This window comes from Gammaproteobacteria bacterium (assembly GCA_016705365.1).
Taxonomy (GTDB): Bacteria; Pseudomonadota; Gammaproteobacteria; order Pseudomonadales; family UBA5518; genus UBA5518.
The window spans coordinates 1,371,725-1,389,978 of the sequence record JADIYI010000008.1 but is presented as its reverse complement, the minus strand read 5'-3'; the positions used below and the strand labels follow the sequence as shown (position 1 = coordinate 1,389,978).

The following is an 18,254-nucleotide window of genomic DNA, read 5'->3' as shown; positions in this document are numbered from 1 at the left end:
GTGTCTCCTTTCAATACGTGGGCAGGGCAAGCTTGCGGATGGCCGCGAGGCCACCAACCTGCTCCCGGTAGTGTTCCTCGGAAGCACCCACGTATTTCTGCATGTATTCCTGCCAGCCGTTTTCCGCGCCTGCGGAGGCTGCGTAGGTCTTGAAATGCGCCACGTCGAAGCCATACAACGGGTTGCAGCTGCTGGGGTGCGCGCCACCCGGGATATGCACCACGCCGGTGGTCTCCGAGCGCTCCCAGTACACATGACGCGCCTCTTCCGCAGAGGCGAAAAAACTGCTCTCGACCAACTCGTCGCAGCTCACGAAAGTCTCACGCGCCGCGCGCGCGAACACATCGTCCATGTAGTGATCGGGCCCCTTGATCTGGCACACCCCGCGCGCATCCGCGCGATCGACGTGAATCAGCGCCGCATCGAGCTCGAGCGCCGGCATCGCGACCAGCTCGCGCCCATCGGCATAGGGCGACACTATGGTCTTGATCTGCGGGTTGTACTTGAGCACATCGGTTCCGAGGCCAATGCGGGTCGGCAGGAACGGCAGCTTCATCGCGGCCGCGCGCAACCCCAGCAGGAACATGCCCTCGTCGATCTCCATGGTCTCGATGCTGCCATTCTGGCGCGCCAGGCGAAACCAGGGCTCGAGCGGGATGAAATCCAGGGACACGAACGCGAATACCAGCTTGCGCACCTTGCCCGCCGCGCACAGCATGCCCACATCCGCGCCACCGTAGGCGACCACGGTCAGATCCTTGATATCGGACCTCAGGATCTCGCGCACCAGCGCCATCGGCTTGCGCCGCGGCCCCCAGCCACCGATACCAATCGTCATACCGCTGTCGAGCTTCCTGACCACCTCGCCGGCATTCATCACCTTGTTCATCCGCAATCTCTCCTGCCCTTAGCCATAACGACCCGCCGGAATACGCGGCGAACACTCAAATAGTAAAATTAATTGTGCAATTTTACGCATACAAGGCCATCAAAGCCATATATTTATAAAGTACACCAAATTTTAATCCTCAATCTACGCAATTCGGACGCCAGCATGGATCTCTTCCGGCCTCCTCACGATTCGACTGATCCGGTAATCGTGCTTCACGAAACGCGCACCCAGCGAGCACTCCGTGTGCCGCACGCCCGGGATTGCGTGCACCGTGCTGTGCAGGAATTCGCTCAACTGTGCCGCCGACTGCACCAGCGTGATCGCGAGTATGTCGAATCGACCAACCATCACCGCGACAAAGCCGATCTGCGGATCGTGCGCCAGCGCTTCGGCAACCTCCCGGCACTGCGCACCGCGATCGACCTCGATCCAGATGAACGCCAGCGTCGGGTTGTCGAGCTTGCGGATATTGGTCAGCGCGGTTATCCGGATCTGATCCTCGTCTTCCATCCGCTTGATGCGCGCACGCACCGTGCCCTCGGTGACGCCGAGCTCATCGGCGATGCGCCGGTTGCTGGTACGCGCATCACGCGACAGGTAATCGAGTATGCGCCGGTCCACCTCGTCGAGACGCCGTCTAGTCATCGAACGGCACCCAGTCCGGCTGATTCTTCAGCACATCCACCGCGAGGCCGGTAAGAATGCGCCGCACTCCCGGGATACGCACCAGCGTCGCGGTAACGAGCTCCGCGAGGTGCTCGTGATCACGCGCCACCATCAGCAACTCGATATCGTAGGTACCGACCACCTGGCTCACCGAAAACACTTCCGGCAACGCGGCCAGCGCCTCGGCAACCTCGAGTGCCGGCCGCCCCTCGACTTCAACGCCCACCGCCAGCAGCAATTCGAAACCGGCGGCCTCGGCATCGGCTACCGCCACCACCTTCATGAAACCCGAGGTCTCGAGCTGGCGCACCCGCGCCCGCGCCCCCGATTCGGTGACACCGAGCGCATCGGCAAGGGCGCGAAATGCCATCCGCCCATCGGCGCGCAACAGTTCGATCAGGCGCCGGTCCACATCATCGAGCGAGGCCATCTCGCCCAGGAACGTGGTGCGCGCCGGAGCCATGTTCACGCGTTTTCCAGCGCCCGCAACGTGGTTTTCAGCACCTTGCCCGCGGCATTGAGCGGCAGCGCATCGAGAAACTCCACGCTGCGCGGTACCTTGTAGTTCGCCATGTTGCGCCGGCACCACGCAATCACCTCGTCGGCCTCGAGCGAAGCGCCCGGGCGGCGCACGATAAATGCCTTGGCGACTTCGCCCATGCGCTCGTCCGCGACCCCGATCACCGCGCTCTGGGCCACCCCTTCCATCGAGCACAGCAGATTCTCGATCTCCGCCGGATAACAGTTGAAGCCGCCGACGATGAACATGTCCTTGATGCGGTCGGTGATGCGCAGATACCCGTCTTCATTCATCACGCCGATGTCGCCGGTATGCAACCAGCCATCGGCGCTGATCGCCTCCGCGGTCGCTTCGGGATCATCGAAATAGCCCTGCATGACGTTGTAGCCACGCACCTGCACCTCGCCCGGTTCCCCGGCAGGAACCGCGACCCCGCCATTGTTCACGCATCGCAGCTCGACCCCCGGCATCGCGCGCCCCGCACTGGTCGCGATCAGTTCAGGCGCATCGTCGACGCTGCTGACGGTTACCACGCCGCAGGTCTCGGTAAGCCCGTAGGCGGTCAGCACGGTGCGGAATCCGAGCTCGCTGCGCATGCGCCGGATCAGGTCGAGCGGCACCAACGCCGCGCCGGTAACCGCGAGACGCAACGACGAGAGATCGTAATTGCGCCGCTCGGAATGCGCCAGCAGGGACTGGTAGATGGTCGGCGGCCCCGGCAGCATGCTGACGCGCTCGAACTGGATGCGCCGCAACACCTCGTCGACATCGAAGCTCGCGACCGGCAGGATGCGCGCGCCGCGGATGATCGCCGCCATCCAGCCGGCCTTGTAGCCGAAGGAATGAAAGAAAGGATTGATGATCAGGTAATTGTCATCGGCGCACAGCCCGACCGTGCGGCTCCAGGTATCGAAGGCGCGAATATTCTGCCCGTGCCCGGTCATCACCCCCTTGGGATTGCCGGTGGTGCCGGAGGTGAACATCAGATCGAGCGTGTCCTCGGGCTGCACCGCCGCTTCGCGCGCCGCGAGCACGGCCTCGTCGATGCCCTCCCCGGCCGCAAGAAACTCCAGCCAATCAGCTTCTCCGAAGCACAACACTCGCTGCAGCGCCGGCAGTTCGATACCCTCGAGCATCTGCGGATAGCGATTGCCGGAAAACTCGCCGACCGTGAACAGCATGCGCGCGCCGCTGCGGCGCAGGATATAGCCCGCCTCCGCACCTTTCATCCGCGTGTTGAGCGGCACCACGATCGCCCCGATGCTCTGGGCGCCGGTCGCGGCCACGATCCACTCATGACGATTCGGCGCCCAGATCGCGACGCGATCGCCATGGCCTGTGCCCGCGGCAAGAAAGGCTTTCGCCGCGCGGCGGCGAGCCGCATCCAACGCGGCGTAATCGAGTTGCAGCCCCGCTTCCTCCAGCGCAATGCGTTCTGGAGCCCGCGCCGCGGCCCAGGCCAGCAGGCGAGGCATGGTAAGGGGCAGGGAATCGATCTCGTTCACCCGGGGCCTCCATCGCAAAGACGCTTGAATACAGGCATGATTCAACGCAAATTCTACCCACTGCTCGTCAACTAGGCAATTATTCGTAATTCTTCTGTGTTTTTTTTGCGCAGATCGCGCAATACGACGACCCTCTCGAGCAGTCGTTCCCAACCGGCGAGGAAAGCCTGTTGCCGGATGCCGTCGGAAGCTATGCTGTAAGCGAACGTCAGCGACAGCGTACCAACCCATGGAGCAATCCATCAATCGCAACGAGGCATCCGCCGACATAGCCTACCTCGGCTATCGCGGCGCTCAGAACGCGCGTCACCGCTGGATGTTCAGCCTGCTGCTGTTGCCACTGTCCGGGGCCTACCTGGCCTCCTATTTCTATCTCGATCTGGTCGCCCGCGATGGCGTTCTCACCCGGGAGGAGTGCTACGCGCTTGCATTTGCCTACCTCGCTGGCGTGGCACTGCTCGCGCTGGTGTCCGGACGCCTTCCGCTCACATCCGACCGACGCCTGAACTGCCGACTCGACAATGCCTGGATCATGCTGCCGCTGATCGGCGCGGCCATGCTGACGACGCTCGATGCGCACATCACGGATGCCTCGGCGTACGTGGTGATCTGCCTGCCGCTCGCAGTCCTGCACAGCGCCGAACGAACCCAGTTGCTGGCACTGCAGGGCACTGGACTGGTGTTGACCTGGTGCAGCGTGATTGCCTTCGAAACGATAACCGGACCACCACAGATCATGTTCCTGCTGGCGCTGGCCGCAATCTCGGCGGCAGGAGCCTACCTGGCCATTCATCTCGAGACCGCGCGCCGACAGGGCTTCGTGTCCACGCATGCGCTGGAGGCCAGCAACCTTGCGTTGCTCGAGAGAACCGCGCAGCTGGCGCAACTGAACACGGAGCTGGCCGAGCGCAGCCGGGCGCTGGAGACCGCAAACCAGCAACTCGAGCGGCTGGCGATGACCGACCCGCTGACCGGCGTGGCCAATCGCCGCCAGCTGTTCGAAGCGCTGGATCGCGAGTTCGGACGCTCGCGCCGTTATGGCAATCCGCTTTCGATTGCATTGCTCGATCTCGACGACTTCGGCCGCACCAACAAGCTGCACGGCGTGATCGCCGGTGACGAGGTGCTCGCGCAGTTTGCCGCCTCGGTGCGCAACCAGCTGCGCGGCGTCGACATGGTGGCGCGCTACGGCGGCGAGGAATTCGTGGTCCTGATGCCCGATTCGAGCCTGCCGGCCGCAATGCAGCTGCTCGAGCGCATGCGTCAGCACATCTGCCAGGAGTCCTTCAGCTCGCGCCATATCGCGATCACCTTCAGCGCCGGGGTCGCGACGCTGACTCCCGAGGACTCGGATCCGATGAACCTGCTGCACCGTGCCGACGAATCACTGCGCCGGGCGAAGCAGGAAGGCAAGAACCGGGTGCTTGCGGATTGTTCATGACAGCACCCGCGGCGCGCCCGGACTCGCCGGTTTCCATCGTATCGATACTTGCGCTCGCCTTGCCCTCGGGCGCGGTATTCCTGCTCGCATCCCTGGTCGGCATTTTCATGATCCGCATCGCCGCCACGCTGGGCCCGGACGCGGTGGTCGCGGTGAACGCCGGAACACGGCTCTACAACGTATTTCTCGCAATCGCCGCGGGCATCAATGCCGGCACCCTGGCACTGATTGCCAACGCCTGGGGCGCCGGCAGGCGGGAGGAGGCAAACCAGCTGCTCGGGATTGCGCTCGGTCTCGGCGCCGCACTCGGTGTGGCACTCACGGCGCTCACCTGGGTCGCGGCTCCGGCGCTGATCGGTCTGTTCGGACTCGACGCCGGCGCCTACGCGGAATCGCTGGCCTATGCACGCTGGATGACGCTGTTTTTTGCCCCGATGGCGGTTTTCATGGTGCTGGCCACCTCGTTGCGCGCCGCCGGGGATGCCCGCACACCGGTACTGTTCTCGTTGCTGACCAACGGCCTGTGCGTGGTCCTGGCATGGCACTGGTCCAATGATCCGCCATTCGGCTTGCAGCCACATGTACGGTTTATCGCGATCGGCCTTGGACTGGGAAACCTCTGCGGCACGGCACTGGCTTTCGCCGCCTGGCACCGCAGTCTTCTGCTGCTGAAACGGACACGCCCCGATGGCCGCTATCGCGAACGGGTGGCCGCCTTGTGGAAGCTTGGTTATCCGGCGGCACTGGAGCAGGGCTTCCTGCAGGGCGGGGTGATCGCCTTTCTGTGGGTGGTCGCGCACCACGGTGCGGCCGCGTTCGCCGCCTACGGGACCGGCGTCAGCCTGCTCTCGCTCGCGATGGTGATAGGATTCGGCTTCTCGATTGCCGTTTCAGTGCTGGTCGGACAGCAAATCGGGGCAGGGTCCATCGCCAATGCACGCCTGGTCACGATACGCGCGCTGCGCGTAACGGTAGTGGTGCTCACCGCACCCGGCCTGCTGCTCGCCTGGTACGCGCTGCCGGTTGCCCTGTGGCTGAGCGGCGACCAGGCAATCGCCGAACACACGGTGCTGGTGATCTATTCATTCACCGCGATCCTGCCGATGCTGGCGGTGGAATTCTGCCTGGGCGGCGCGTTGCGCGGCGCGGGCGATACGCGCTTTCCGCTGCTGAACGTGATCATGGGACTGATCGTGGTGCGCTTCGGGCTGGCCCTGGTGCTCGATCGGTTCGGATTTCCGGTCGGCTGGATCTACGCGACGCTGGTTGCGGATTACGCGGTCAAGAACGTTCTGCTGGTATGGCGCTTTCGCTCCGATCGCTGGATGAAGTTGCTGCCGGCGAGCACTGCAGTGCCTGCTGCAATCATCTCACCGGACAGGCTGCACCCGGAACAATAACTATCGTCCCGCGATGCTCCAGCGCTCATCGCGACACTGCGCGCGCGCCTCGCGCTCCAGCTTCAACAGGTGCGCCCACAGCGAGTATTTCGCCATCGGGTGCATTGCGACGGGCACATCGTCATAGGCTCGCAGCACCAGCTCATCGAGCGTGCCGGCGCCCGCGGCCAACACCTTCGCTACCTTGGCCTCGCGCTTCAGACGATGCGCGATCAATGCCTCGATAGCCGCGAACGGCTCGGGCATCAACTCGCCGTGCCCCGGCGCGAGATGCCGCAACGGACAGGCCTTGAGCTTTTCCAGCGAATCGAGATATTCCTTCATGTCGCCGCTCGGCGGAATGATCACCACGGTGGAGCCGTTCATGATGTGGTCGCCGGTGAACAACATGCCTTCTTCCTCGAGCAGCAGGCAGTAGTGATTGCTCACGTGTCCGGGGGTGTGGATCGCGCGCAGGGTGAACTCCGCGGTCCGCAGGCAGCTGTATTCCGCCAGTGCCACATCGGGCACGAAGCTGTGATCCTGGTAAAAATCATCCGGTGCCGCGGCGCCCCACAGCTCGGCGCCAGTGGCGCGCGCCAGCGGCGCGGCAGCTGGCGAATGATCCTCGTGGGTGTGGGTGACCACGATCCAGCGGATGCGTCCTTCTCCGGCGGCGATGATCGCATCGAGGTGCGCCGTATCATCGGGCCCCGGATCGACAACAGCGATCTGCTCGCGCCCGAGCAGGTAGCTGTTGGTTCCCGGGCCGGTCATCACTCCCGGGTTCGGGGCGATGATGCGCCTTACCCGTGCCGAGAGTTCGCTGACGCGCCCGGGTTCGAGCGTGATCATGACACCAGGTTCGCGGTCGGCGTGACCGTATCCACATCGGCATCGTAGTCAACGCCGGCAAATCCGAAACCGAACAGGTGCAGGAACTCGGCCTGGTAACCCGCGAAATCCGTCAGCTCGTCGAGGTTCCCGCTTTCCACCAGCGGCCACAGACGCTCTACCTCGCGCTGCACCTCCGGCACAAGTTCCTTGCCATCCATGCGCAGGCGCCCGCTGTCATCGAGGCTCGGGGAATCGACCAGCAGCGCCGAACGGAACAAGCCGTCGATCTGCTCGATGCATCCCTCGTGGGTACCGCGCGCCTTCATCACCCGAAAGAGCAACGCCAGGTAGAGCGGCATGATCGGAATGGCGGAACTCGCCTGCGTGACAACCGCCTTCAGCACCGACACATAGGCCTTGCCGCCACTCGCGGCGAGCTTGCGGTTTAGCCTGAGGGCGGTGGTGTCGAGATCCTTCTTGGCGGCGCCGATGGTGCCATCCCAGTAGATCGACCAGGTGATGCGATCCCCCAGGTAGGTATACGCCGTGGTGCGCGCGCCCGGCGCGAGCAGGCCTTCCGCGCCGAGGCGATCGATCCACATCTCCCAGTCCTCGCCGCCCATCACCGCGACGGTATCGGCGATTTCCTCGTCGCTGGCGGCCTCCAGCACGACCTGTTTGATCTCGCGCCGGTCGGTGTCGAGGGTGCGCTCCTCGACTCGCTTGCCAATCGGCTTCAGCGTCGATTTATGGGTCACGCCGGTCAGCGGATGGGTGCGTCGCGGCGAGGCCAGGCTGTAAATCACCAGGTCCACCTCGCCGAGTTCGCGCCGCACCAGGTCCACCGTGCGGTCCTTGATCCCGGTGGAAAAGGCATCCCCATTCACGCTCCATGCCGGGAGCCCCGCGGCTGCGGCTTGCTGGTGGAAGGCCGCGGAGTTGTACCAGCCCGCAGTGCCGCATTTGCCCTCGGTGCCTTCCTTCTCGAAGAAAACCCCCACCGTTGCCGCACCGCCGCCAAACGCAGCCGTGATCCGCGAGGCGAGTCCGTAGCCGGTGGAGGCGCCGATCACCAGCACCCGCTTCGGCGCATCGGGAATCGGGCCATTGGAGCGCACATGGGCAATCTGCTGCGCCACGCTTGCCGCACATCCGGCGGGATGCGCGGTGATGCACATGAATCCACGCACTTTTGGCTTGATGATCATCGAGCGGTCCTGTTTCGAGACGGGTTCGGGGCGCGCATTATACCGGTTTGGCGCACGGCCACGACACGAGCTAATCGCTCAGCAGGTAGGCGTCGCGGCCGGCCTGGCGCAGCAGAAACACTCCCAGCTCGGCGTGCTGCCCCCCTTCGGGAGCAACCAGGAAAGTCGATCCGGCAGCAAGCTGGTGGAGTGAATCGCGCAACGACTCGACGGACAGCCCGAGTGCTCCGTCGCGCCGAGCGCCCGCGGACTCCTGCGCCGGGCGGATATCGAGCAACTCGCAGCGCATGCCGGAATCGTCGAGCAAGCCCGCTGCAGTATCCGGATCGGCGACAGGAACCAGCACCGGGCGCAGGATCCGGTCGAATTGCTGCTTGCCGAGCCGGCCGAGCGCTCCGGCGGTTTTCATGCGTACCGTGACATTGCTCGGCGTGCCGCCGATCATCGCCTCCGCGCCGAAATGACTGCCCGGCACCAGTTCGAGCGCCGCGCCAATGCCTGCCGGATCGCCCGACAACTCGGCAGAGCCCTCGAACAGGACGTGGAAATAGTCGTTGCGGCCGCCGACGTTGACGATATCGTCACCGGCACGGAGCTCGACGCGCTCGAGTTCCATGAAAAAACGCAGCACATCGGCCGCAGGCATCGCGCTCAGCAACGTGGAATTGCGCAGTCGCGTGCTCCAGTCCTCGACGGTTTTTTTCTCGACCCTCGGCGCCTCGCGGATGCTGACCGGTGCGTACTCGATCGTGAAAGCCTCCTGGTCCCGGTTGCTTATCGCCTCTTCGATGAGCCTGCGCTCGATCGCAAGCATGCTCACCTCGCCGATCGCGCGCAACGAGGCGCTCGCCCCAAGCCGCTCTTCGAGTGCATGGCGGGCCTGAGCGCCACCGGCGTAGAGCTTGTAGCGCACGCTCGCGGACTCCTGCACCTCGAACTCGCCCTGGATCAGGAACAGGCTGGTATCGGCAGGCATGCGCGCCCTCAGCAATACCTCGCCCGGGCCGAGCCGGCGGATCTGCGCTTGCTGCAGCAGCGCGCCGCGCCGCTCCTCCGGTATCGGCTCCAGCGCGTGAAATTCACTGAGGCGCGCCGGCGTGATATCCGCTGTCGTCAGTCGTGTCATCGTGCTTCAGCTCCGCGGCGCTGTCTGGTGGACGCGCCTGCCTGCGCGCGGATGAGCGCTCACAGAAGCAAGCGCCGGATATCGGCCAGCATGGCCACGAGCGAGCTCATGAACTGTCCGGCATCGGCACCGTTGATCACCCGATGATCATAGGACAGCGACAGCGGCAAGGTCTTGCGCGGCAGGAATTCCGTGCCGCTCCAGACCGGGCGCACCGCGAGCTTCGAGACACCGAGGATCGCGACCTCGGGGGCGTTCACGATCGGCGTGAAACCCTCGCCACCGATATTGCCGAGGCTCGAAATCGTGAAGCACGAACCTTGCATATCGATCAGCTTCAGTTTGCGGTTGCGCGCCTTTTCCGCAAGTTCGCGGGCCTCGGCGGCGAGTTCCCACATGCTCTTGGTATTCACGTCGCGAATCACCGGAACCGCCAGCCCCTGCGGTGTGTCCACCGCAATACCGACATGTACGTATTGCTTGAACACCAGCTGCGCGCCATCGGGGTGCAGCGAGGCATTGAAGCGGGGATGTTCACGCAACGCGCGCGCCACCGCGACCAGCAGGAACGCCAGCGGTGTGAGCTTGTTGTTGCGCTGCTGCATCTCGGGCTTGAGACCGGAGCGGAAGGCCTCCAGGTCGGTGACATCGGCAAAATCGAACTGCGTCACATGCGGCACGTTGAGCCAGCTGCGCAGCATGTTGCCGACGGTCGCCTTCTGGAAATTGCTCAGGGCCACGGTTTCGACCGGTCCGAATGCGGCGAAATCCACCTCCGGTATCGATGGCAGCGCGGTGGCCGCGCTCGCAGGTGCGGCGGCGAGCCGTGTCTTGACCCAGGACTGCACATCCTCCTTGAGGATCCGCCCCTTGGGTCCGGTGCCCGCGACCCCGGCGAGCGTGACGCCAAGCTCGCGCGCGAGCTGGCGTACTGCCGGGCCGGCATAGACCATGTTGCCTTTGGCCGACGCCCGCTCGAGCGGTTGCGCCGCAGCATGCCGCTGCTCCTTTTCCAGCACTCGATTGATCCCGGTTACGGTATCGCTCTCACTGGCGGCGACCGGTGCCACCGGTGGCGCGTTCGTGGCGGCGGGCGCGGCGGCACTTGCCGCGGCCACGCGCAGAACGCCGATGGATTGACCGCCCTGCACCCGGGAACCGACCTTCACCTCGAGAGCCAGCACCGTGCCGGCAGCCGGCGCCGGCAATTCCATCGAGGCCTTGTCGCCTTCGAGCACCAGCAATGGCGCGCCTTCCGCCACCTGGTCGCCGACATGCACCGCCAGCTCGATCACTTCGACGCTGCTGGCACCGCCCAGATCCGGAATCGTCAGCGCCATATCACGCCCGGCACCGGTGCCAGGTGCTGCGGGTTGCACAATTTCCGGCGCGGGTGCAACGGACGCAAGCGCCGGTCCCGCGCTCGCCACTGGCTCCGGAACCGGTTCCGCGGCAGAAGCCGCCGGCACGGGGGCCGACCCGGATACGGATTCCAGCATCAGGATCGTGTCGCCCTGGCGCACCCGGTCACCGACCTTCACCGTGATGCCGCGAACGATACCCGCGCCGGGCGCGGGTATTTCCATTGACGCCTTGTCGGATTCGACGACGATCAGGGTCTGCTAGGGGCTGACCGACGCTCCGTCGGCAACCACGACCTCGATGACTTCGACATCATCGGCGCCGCCCAGATCGGGAACTGTTACGGCCTGCTGTTTCACACTCGCTTCCTTCTCGCGGCGCCTGCCCGGCGACTCATCCGTTCACACCTGTGCCGGATTGGGTTTGGCGGGATCGATGCCGTAGCGGCTGATCGCCTCGGCCACGACGCCGGCTTCGATGCGCCCCTCCTGCGCGAGCGCGTTCAGCGCCGCAACCACCACGAAATGGCGGTCCACCTCGAAAAAGTGACGCAGCCGGGCGCGCGTATCGCTGCGCCCGAAGCCGTCGGTGCCGAGCGCCGTGAAACGCTGCCGGATAAACGCGCGCAACGAGTCCGCATATGCCTTGATGTAGTCGGTGGCGGCAATCACCGGTCCGCCGGCACCTTCGAGCTGGCGCGTGATCCAGGGCACGCGCGCTTCCTGCAGCGGGTTCAGCATGTTCCAGCGCTCGGCGTCGAGTCCGTCCCGGCGCAGTTCATTGATGCTGGTGAGACTCCACACATCGGCATCCACGCCGAAATCGGCGCGCAACAGCGTCGCCGCTTCGCGCACCTCGCGCAGGATCGCGCCGCTACCCAGCAGCTGCACCACGTTCCCTGCGCCCGCGGCGGCGCTCTCGATGCGGTACATGCCGCGCACGATGCCCTCCTCGGCTCCGGGCGGCATTTCCGGGTGCTGGTAGTTCTCGTTCATCGTGGTGATGTAGAAGTATTTGCTCTCGCCCCGGCCATACATCACCTCGAGCCCATGATGCACGATCACCGCAAGCTCGTAGGCGTAGGTCGGATCGTAGCTGACACAGTTGGGTATGGTGGCTGCCGCCAGGTGGCTGTGACCGTCCTGGTGCTGCAGACCCTCGCCGTTCAGCGTGGTGCGCCCCGCGGTGGCGCCGATCAGGAATCCGCGCGCCCGCTGGTCGCCCGCCGCCCACGTCAGGTCACCGACACGCTGAAAACCGAACATGGAATAGAAAATATAGAACGGCACCATCGTCAGGTTGTGATTGCTGTAGGAGGTGGCGGCGGCAATCCACGCCGACATCGCCCCGGGCTCGTTTATTCCTTCCTCGAGAATCTGACCTTTTCGATCCTCCTTGTAGAACAGGATCTGGGTCGAGTCGTGCGGCGTGTAGCGCTGCCCGACCGACGAGTAGATGCCGAGCTGGCGGAACATTCCTTCCATGCCGAAGGTACGCGCCTCGTCGGGCACGATCGGCACCACGCGCTCGCCGATACCCGGATCCTTGACCAGCGTCGAGAGCATCCGCACCAACGCCATGGTGGTGGAAATTTCGCGGTGCGCACTGCCCTTTATCTGTGCCGCAAAGCTCTCCAGCGACGGCACCGCCAGTCGCTCCCGGCTCGCCACGCGGCTTGGCAACTGGCCTCCGAGAGCCTCGCGTCGCTGACGCATGTAGACCATTTCAGGGCTGTCCGGAGCGGGGCGGTAGTAAGGCACCGCCTTCAGTTCATCGTCACGCAACGGAATACTGAAGCGGGTACGGAATTTCTTCAGGCTCTCCAGATCCATTTTCTTGACGGAATGGGTTTCGTTGGCCGCCTCGCCGGAGCTGCCCATGCCATAACCCTTGACGGTCTTGGCCAGGATCACGGTTGGCTGACCCTTGTGGTGGTAGGCTTCATGGTAGGCTGCATACACCTTGTACGGGTCGTGACCCCCGCGATTGAGGTACATGATGTCATCGTCGGAAAGATCCTTCACCAGGTCCAGCGTCTCCGGATACTTGCCGAAGAAATGCTCCCGTGTGTACGCACCGCCATTGAACTTGTAATTCTGGTATTCGCCGTCGCAGACTTCGTCCATCCGCTTCTGCAACAACCCGGATTCATCGCGCGCCAGCAGCGAATCCCACAGCCTGCCCCAGATCACCTTGATCACGTTCCAGCCCGCACCGCGAAAAATCCCCTCGAGCTCCTGGATGATCTTGCCGTTGCCGCGCACCGGCCCGTCGAGACGCTGCAGGTTGCAGTTCACCACGAAGATCAGGTTGTCGAGGCCTTCGCGACCGGCGAGTCCGATTGCCCCCAGGGTTTCGGGTTCGTCGCATTCCCCGTCACCAAGAAATGCCCATACCTTGCGATCGCCATGATCCAGCAGCCCGCGGTTCTGCTGGTACCGCATCACGTGGGCCTGGTAGATCGACTGGATCGGGCCCAATCCCATCGACACGGTCGGGAACTGCCAGTAATCGGGCATCAGCCAGGGGTGCGGATAGGAGGCAAGGCCACGACCGTCTACTTCACGGCGGAAATTGTCGAGCTGCTCCTCGCTGAAGCGGCCCTCCAGATAGGAGCGCGCGTACATCCCGGGCGCACTGTGACCCTGGAAAAACACCAGGTCACCACGCGTATCCTCGCTGTTGCCGCGAAAGAAATAATTGAAGCCCACGTCATAGAGCGTGGCACTGGACAGAAAGGTCGCGATATGTCCGCCGAGCCCCTCGTCATCATCATTGGCGCGCATCACCATCGCCAGCGCGTTCCAGCGAATCAGCGAGCGTATGCGGCGCTCGACGAACAGATCGCCCGGCATGCGGTGTTCGGATTCGGGCGCAATGGTGTTGCGATACGGAGTGGTGATTGCCGGCGGCATCTTCACGCCGCTATCGGTTGCCCGATCGACGAGGCGCTTGAGCAGGTAGGCGGCACGCCCCTTGCCTCGATTGTGCGTTACCGCATCGAGCGCATCGAGCCACTCTCCTGTTTCCGCCGAATCGATATCCTCCTGCATGAAAACTCCCCTGCAATTTGCGGCATCGGTCGAGCGGTCAATGTTAACCGATCGGTCATCGTTAATAGACTGCAATGACAATTGGATGCGTGTACTCTACAACTGCTGCAGCCGGGCGCCAACAGACGCCGCAATACACAGGCCGGGATCAGGAACGCGGCGTCACGCTGACCGTGATGCGATTGTTTTCCGCCGCAATACGGTTCCAGTCGCCTGCCGATGCGACCTGGTCGTGCGGTGGATAAGGTCGATACGGGTTGCGATCGCCGAGCGCCTCGATTTCCAGCCTGATATCCGGGCCGGCGAGCAGCGGCAATTTCTGCAGCAACTCGCGGAATTCCGCCGACTGGCGCCCGCTGGCCTGACGCGCTTCCTGCGGGCTGAGGCCGATCATTTCGCAGGACTCTATCGGCAGCGCCGCATCCGCTACCCGCCAGCCGCCGGAAGCCGCAACCAGGCAAAACTGTCCCGCGTTGCCTTCCAGCCTCAGCGTGCCCTTGAACCCGGCCTGCGCGAGATGTTCCACCAGGGTGCGAATCCGCTCGACCCGCTCACCCGCGAACGGTGCCTCCTCGTAGGGGTAACGGAAGCTCTCGCTCAACGCCCACGACAGGGTGCGCAAATAGGGGCTGTCCGCGGATTCCCGGGCGGAAAACTGCGTGCCAAGCACAAATGACGCCGCCGCCGCGGCCGCCGCCAGCCACCACGAGACGCGTTGCCACGAAGAGCCGGTGTCCTCGGACTCCCCGGTCACGTCGCGCAGGAAATCCGGGCCCGGCGCCGGCACCACGGTACCGCGCTCGGCGTTATGCGGGTGCGCCACGTCGGCGGCGGCGAATTCGACATCATCCGCGACCACTACTGCCTCGAGGGCCGGTGGCTGCGCTGGCGCGCGTGCAACGATCTCGACGACCGGCTCCGGCGCCGGCTCGTTGGCGGCCTCCACACGCTCGTCGATACGCCGGAATACGGCGCGCAGGGTTTCACGCGTGGGGGGCTTGGGCAGGATATCGACCGCGCCGAGCGCATGCGCCTGTCCGACATAGAGCTCACCGGACTTGGCCGTGTACATCACGATCGGAATGGTCGAGGTTGCGACCGTGCTCTTGATTTCCTTGACCGCCTGGAATCCGTCCATGCCAGGCATCAGGTGATCCATGAATATGATGCCGGGCCGATGATCGCGCAGATAACCGATCGCGGCTTCGGCATTTCCCAGCACGTCGACCTGGAACTCCTCGCGCTCGAGCATGAGTCGCAGCATCTGGCTGGCAGTGCGCGAATCATCAACAATGAGCGCCGTCTTGTTCAGCATATGACGTGCTACCTGCTCTCGGAGGGCATGGCTACAAGTGTAGTGCCGCAGGTGATTCTTGCACTGCGGCGCTCCAGTCAAAACGGTAGTATTTGGCATCGTCACGCCAGCGATCGGCGCCGGTCACTGCATGCCCCGGAACGGTCTGCGCAGCGCCCGGAGCCTGCGCGCTGCCGCGACTGTAAAGCACCATCGCGCGGCCCGCGGCTCCGTCCAGATTGGCCCGGAAGTAATCGACCCACTGCTGCCTGTCGATACGCTCCACCTCGGCGGCTACCCGCGCCCGGTCGTCGAATCCGTAGGCGCCGAGCGACAGATCAGCCCACAGCCGGTCGCTTTGCTCGGCCAGCGATTTCGCCGACTCGTTCAGGCGATCGACCAGCGCGCGCCGGTGCCTCTCGAATTCCGCCTGCGGCAAATCGGCCGCCGTCTGCGCCTGGTGTTTCAGGAAGGAAGTGACGGCCGCCGTCAATGCAACCGGCCCGCTGCCGGGGGACTGTACCGCCAGCAGCAGGCCCGGCACCCGGAACAGCGGATAGGGCTGTGCGAACACCACATAGCCGAGTTGCTTCTCGGTGCGCAGTTCATTGAAAAAGGGCGCACTGACGATCTGTGCGCTGAGCGCGATACGCGCGCGCTCGGCATAACTCGCGGCACCGCCCTGGAGGTAGAACAGCAGGGCCGAGTCGGGGTGATCGACCTTGAACTCGCGCACCTGCTGCCCCCGCCCCAGGGCGACGATCTCGACCGGCGCCGGTTGCGCCGGCGTGTGGGTGCCGGAACGCAGCGCGGAGTAGACCAGCGAACCGATGCGCTTCGCCTCGTCGCGCCCGAAATTGCCGTGAACCAGCACCTCCAGCGCGGCCCGCTGGTACATTTGCCGGGTCAGCCCGGCCAATGCCGCCGCGTCCTCGGGGGCGAGCGCGGCCTGCAACTCGGCATCGGACCAGTTCCGCTTCACCAGCGACTCGCCCAGGCCATCGAGCAGCTGGACATAGGGTCGCTCGCGCACGCTGTTGCCCCAACTGCGCAGCAACTCCGTCTTGAGCGCCTCGAAACGCGTTCCATCGAACTGCTGCTCGCGCAATGCATGCAGGATTTTCTCCAGCAGCACCACCTGCTTGTCGTCATAACCGCCGATCCTGACGCTGAATCCGCCGCTGCTCGGTGCGATGCTGTATTGCAATCCGGCCAGCGTTGCCGGGTAGGCAAACTCGTTCAACTGATCCTCGACCAGCCGGGTATAGAGCGCCATGAGCGCGGCATTGCGCGCCGATGCGTTTGCCGTATCCGACAACACGCGGAAGAAAATCGAAGCCTTGGGCGCCAGGAACTGCGCGTCCTGGAGGTGCCACAACCGGTAATCGGGCTGCTCCACCACGGCCTCGGGACGACCGACAGCCGCGCCCGGCGCCTTGATCGCCAACCTCCCGGGGATGAATTCGTTCGGCTTCGGCAGGGTCAGCGCGGCGCGACCGGCAACGTCCGCCGCGACTTCCGCCAGCTGCGGGCGGCTCACGCTGTAGGGTGTCTGGAACCAGGCGCTCACGCGATCCGTGGCGATACCGGGATGCGTCAGCGTCAACAACACGTTGTCCGGGCGCAGATAACCCAGGTAGCGCGCAATCAGCGCACTGTCGTAATCGCGAAACAGGTACGGGCCACGCAAGACTTCCGCGACCGGGTAATCCTGCAGCGCATTGGCAATGCCGATCACCGCTCCGGTAGGACTGCCCTTCTCCCGAAAACGGAAATCCAGCTCTCCCAGGCTGCCTTGTTCGCGAAAGCGCCACTCCGCCACGCCCTGATCGCGCAGCAGGTCGATCGAGGCAAACACGAGGCCTGCCACCTCGCGATAATGCGCGATACCTGCTTCGGTGAGTTGCACGTTGATCTGAAACGCATCCTCGCCGTACAGGTCGAATCCGGCACCGGCTCCGAGCCCCTCGGCCCAGCCGCGCTCCTTGAGCAGCGACAGCGCGCTGCCGGGGCCTTCGTGGCCAAGCAGGTTGCCGATGTATTCCAGCGGCTTTGCGCCGTACATCGCGCGCGCCGACGGGACCGGAAACAGCAGGCTCAGCTCCCGCAATTCCTTTTCGGGCCGGACGTGTACCTCGAGCGGCAGCGTTCCCGGCGCAAACAGCGCCGGCGCATGCTCTCGCGCCTTTGCTCCGCGGTCAGGCACTGCGGCAAAACGCGCCTCGACCATCGCGGACAGTTCATCGAGTGATTCGCGCCCCAGCACCACCAGCGTCATCAGGTTGGCGGAGTAATGTTTCTCGTAGAAACCCAGCAGGTCGGCCCGTATATCCCCGGACCCCTCCCCCAGCGTCTGCAGGTTGCCGACCGCAAGTTTTGCCAGCGGATGCCCCGGCTGTACCAGCTCGCGCAACACGTCGTACTCGCGACGACCGTCGTCCTTCAACCCCAGCTTGTACTCGGAATCCACCGCGTTCATCTCGCGCGCGACATATTCGCGATTGAACAGCGGCGCGACAAAAAACTGCGCGAAACGATCCAGCGCGGGCACCAGGCTGTCCGGCTCCACGTCAAAGAAATAATTGGTGTGATCAACCGAGGTGTAGGCGTTGTTGGAGCCGCCATGGGCGTTGATGAATGCCTGGTACTCCGCCGGATCCGGATATTTTCCGGTGCCCAGAAACAGCATGTGCTCGAGGAAATGCGCCAGCCCCTGGCGCCCCTCGGGATCATCCCCGCTGCCGGCGCGCACCTGCAAGCTGGCCGCCGCCTTGTCACTCGCGGGGTCCGACACCAGGATCACGCGCATGCGGTTCGGCAGTTCGAGATAACGGTATTCGCGTGGATCGAGCTCACCCTTGATGACCGGACCCGTATTGCGCGGCACCGTTGCGCAGGCGCACAAAAGCGCCAGCACCAGGACCAGCCCCGCGTGGCGCACCAGCTTAGACTGCATCAGCGTCTCCAACGT

General features: G+C 64.3%; 12 protein-coding genes and 1 pseudogene. 2 read left to right on the top strand and 11 right to left on the bottom strand.

Features of this window, described 5'->3' with window-relative positions:
• Positions 1-10: 10 nt before the first annotated feature.
• The 4 genes from IPF49_14055 to IPF49_14040 form a co-directional block, all read right to left on the bottom strand.
• Positions 11-889, bottom strand: coding sequence for a CoA transferase subunit A (locus IPF49_14055; protein MBK6288727.1), 879 nt, complete (start codon positions 887-889; stop codon positions 11-13).
• Between the two features lie 144 nt (positions 890-1,033).
• Complete coding sequence (locus IPF49_14050; protein ID MBK6288726.1) at positions 1,034-1,537, bottom strand: Lrp/AsnC family transcriptional regulator; 504 nt, start codon at positions 1,535-1,537, stop codon at positions 1,034-1,036.
• Positions 1,530-2,021 (bottom strand): Lrp/AsnC family transcriptional regulator, encoded by a 492-nt coding sequence (locus IPF49_14045; protein ID MBK6288725.1) that lies wholly within the window; start codon positions 2,019-2,021, stop codon positions 1,530-1,532. The genes IPF49_14050 and IPF49_14045 overlap by 8 nt, the downstream gene beginning before the upstream one ends.
• 2 nt (positions 2,022-2,023) lie before the next feature.
• Positions 2,024-3,553, bottom strand: a complete 1,530-nt coding sequence (locus tag IPF49_14040) for an AMP-binding protein (GenBank protein MBK6288724.1) — start codon at positions 3,551-3,553, stop codon at positions 2,024-2,026.
• Between the two features lie 259 nt (positions 3,554-3,812).
• On the opposite strand from IPF49_14040, the gene IPF49_14035 reads away from it, so the two are divergent.
• Entirely contained in the window at positions 3,813-5,024 is a 1,212-nt protein-coding gene (locus tag IPF49_14035) for a GGDEF domain-containing protein (GenBank protein MBK6288723.1), read from the top strand.
• Entirely contained in the window at positions 5,021-6,424 is a 1,404-nt protein-coding gene (locus IPF49_14030) for a hypothetical protein (GenBank protein ID MBK6288722.1), read from the top strand. The genes IPF49_14035 and IPF49_14030 overlap by 4 nt, the downstream gene beginning before the upstream one ends.
• Here the strand turns inward: IPF49_14030 and IPF49_14025 are convergent, their stop codons facing one another.
• The 7 genes and pseudogenes from IPF49_14025 to IPF49_13995 form a co-directional block, all read right to left on the bottom strand.
• Positions 6,425-7,180, bottom strand: coding sequence for an MBL fold metallo-hydrolase (locus IPF49_14025; GenBank protein MBK6288721.1), 756 nt, complete (start codon positions 7,178-7,180; stop codon positions 6,425-6,427).
• Between the two features lie 74 nt (positions 7,181-7,254).
• Positions 7,255-8,448 carry a trans-2-enoyl-CoA reductase family protein gene (locus IPF49_14020; GenBank protein ID MBK6288720.1) on the bottom strand — a complete coding sequence of 398 codons (1,194 nt, stop codon included), beginning with the start codon at positions 8,446-8,448 and terminating at the stop codon, positions 7,255-7,257.
• A 70-nt stretch (positions 8,449-8,518) separates the two neighbouring features.
• The gene (locus IPF49_14015; protein ID MBK6288719.1) at positions 8,519-9,574 is read right to left on the bottom strand and encodes a cyclic nucleotide-binding domain-containing protein; all 1,056 of its coding nucleotides are present in this window, start codon (positions 9,572-9,574) and stop codon (positions 8,519-8,521) included.
• 59 nt (positions 9,575-9,633) lie between these two features.
• Positions 9,634-11,295 (bottom strand): annotated as a pseudogene (locus IPF49_14010) (2-oxo acid dehydrogenase subunit E2).
• A gap of 42 nt (positions 11,296-11,337) precedes the next feature.
• A complete protein-coding gene (gene aceE, locus IPF49_14005; GenBank protein ID MBK6288718.1) occupies positions 11,338-13,989 on the bottom strand; it encodes a pyruvate dehydrogenase (acetyl-transferring), homodimeric type in 2,652 nt (883 codons plus the stop codon).
• A 148-nt stretch (positions 13,990-14,137) separates the two neighbouring features.
• Positions 14,138-15,304, bottom strand: coding sequence for a response regulator (locus IPF49_14000; GenBank protein MBK6288717.1), 1,167 nt, complete (start codon positions 15,302-15,304; stop codon positions 14,138-14,140).
• Between the two features lie 31 nt (positions 15,305-15,335).
• The gene (locus tag IPF49_13995; protein MBK6288716.1) at positions 15,336-18,239 is read right to left on the bottom strand and encodes an insulinase family protein; all 2,904 of its coding nucleotides are present in this window, start codon (positions 18,237-18,239) and stop codon (positions 15,336-15,338) included.
• Between the last annotated feature and the right edge of the window lie 15 nt (positions 18,240-18,254).

Bases quoted from the DNA above. Each gene is read 5' to 3' on its own strand.
- IPF49_14055 (MBK6288727.1), bottom strand. From the start codon at position 889: ATGAACAAGGTGATGAATGCCGGCGAGGTGGTCAGGAAGCTCGACAGC.
- IPF49_14050 (MBK6288726.1), bottom strand. From the start codon at position 1,537: ATGACTAGACGGCGTCTCGACGAGGTGGACCGGCGCATACTCGATTAC.
- IPF49_14045 (MBK6288725.1), bottom strand. From the start codon at position 2,021: ATGGCTCCGGCGCGCACCACGTTCCTGGGCGAGATGGCCTCGCTCGAT.
- IPF49_14040 (MBK6288724.1), bottom strand. From the start codon at position 3,553: ATGCCTCGCCTGCTGGCCTGGGCCGCGGCGCGGGCTCCAGAACGCATT.
- IPF49_14035 (MBK6288723.1), top strand. From the start codon at position 3,813: ATGGAGCAATCCATCAATCGCAACGAGGCATCCGCCGACATAGCCTAC.
- IPF49_14030 (MBK6288722.1), top strand. From the start codon at position 5,021: ATGACAGCACCCGCGGCGCGCCCGGACTCGCCGGTTTCCATCGTATCG.
- IPF49_14025 (MBK6288721.1), bottom strand. From the start codon at position 7,180: ATGACCGGCCCGGGAACCAACAGCTACCTGCTCGGGCGCGAGCAGATC.
- IPF49_14020 (MBK6288720.1), bottom strand. From the start codon at position 8,448: ATGATCATCAAGCCAAAAGTGCGTGGATTCATGTGCATCACCGCGCAT.
- IPF49_14015 (MBK6288719.1), bottom strand. From the start codon at position 9,574: ATGACACGACTGACGACAGCGGATATCACGCCGGCGCGCCTCAGTGAA.
- aceE (MBK6288718.1), bottom strand. From the start codon at position 13,989: ATGCAGGAGGATATCGATTCGGCGGAAACAGGAGAGTGGCTCGATGCG.
- IPF49_14000 (MBK6288717.1), bottom strand. From the start codon at position 15,304: ATGCTGAACAAGACGGCGCTCATTGTTGATGATTCGCGCACTGCCAGC.
- IPF49_13995 (MBK6288716.1), bottom strand. From the start codon at position 18,239: ATGCAGTCTAAGCTGGTGCGCCACGCGGGGCTGGTCCTGGTGCTGGCG.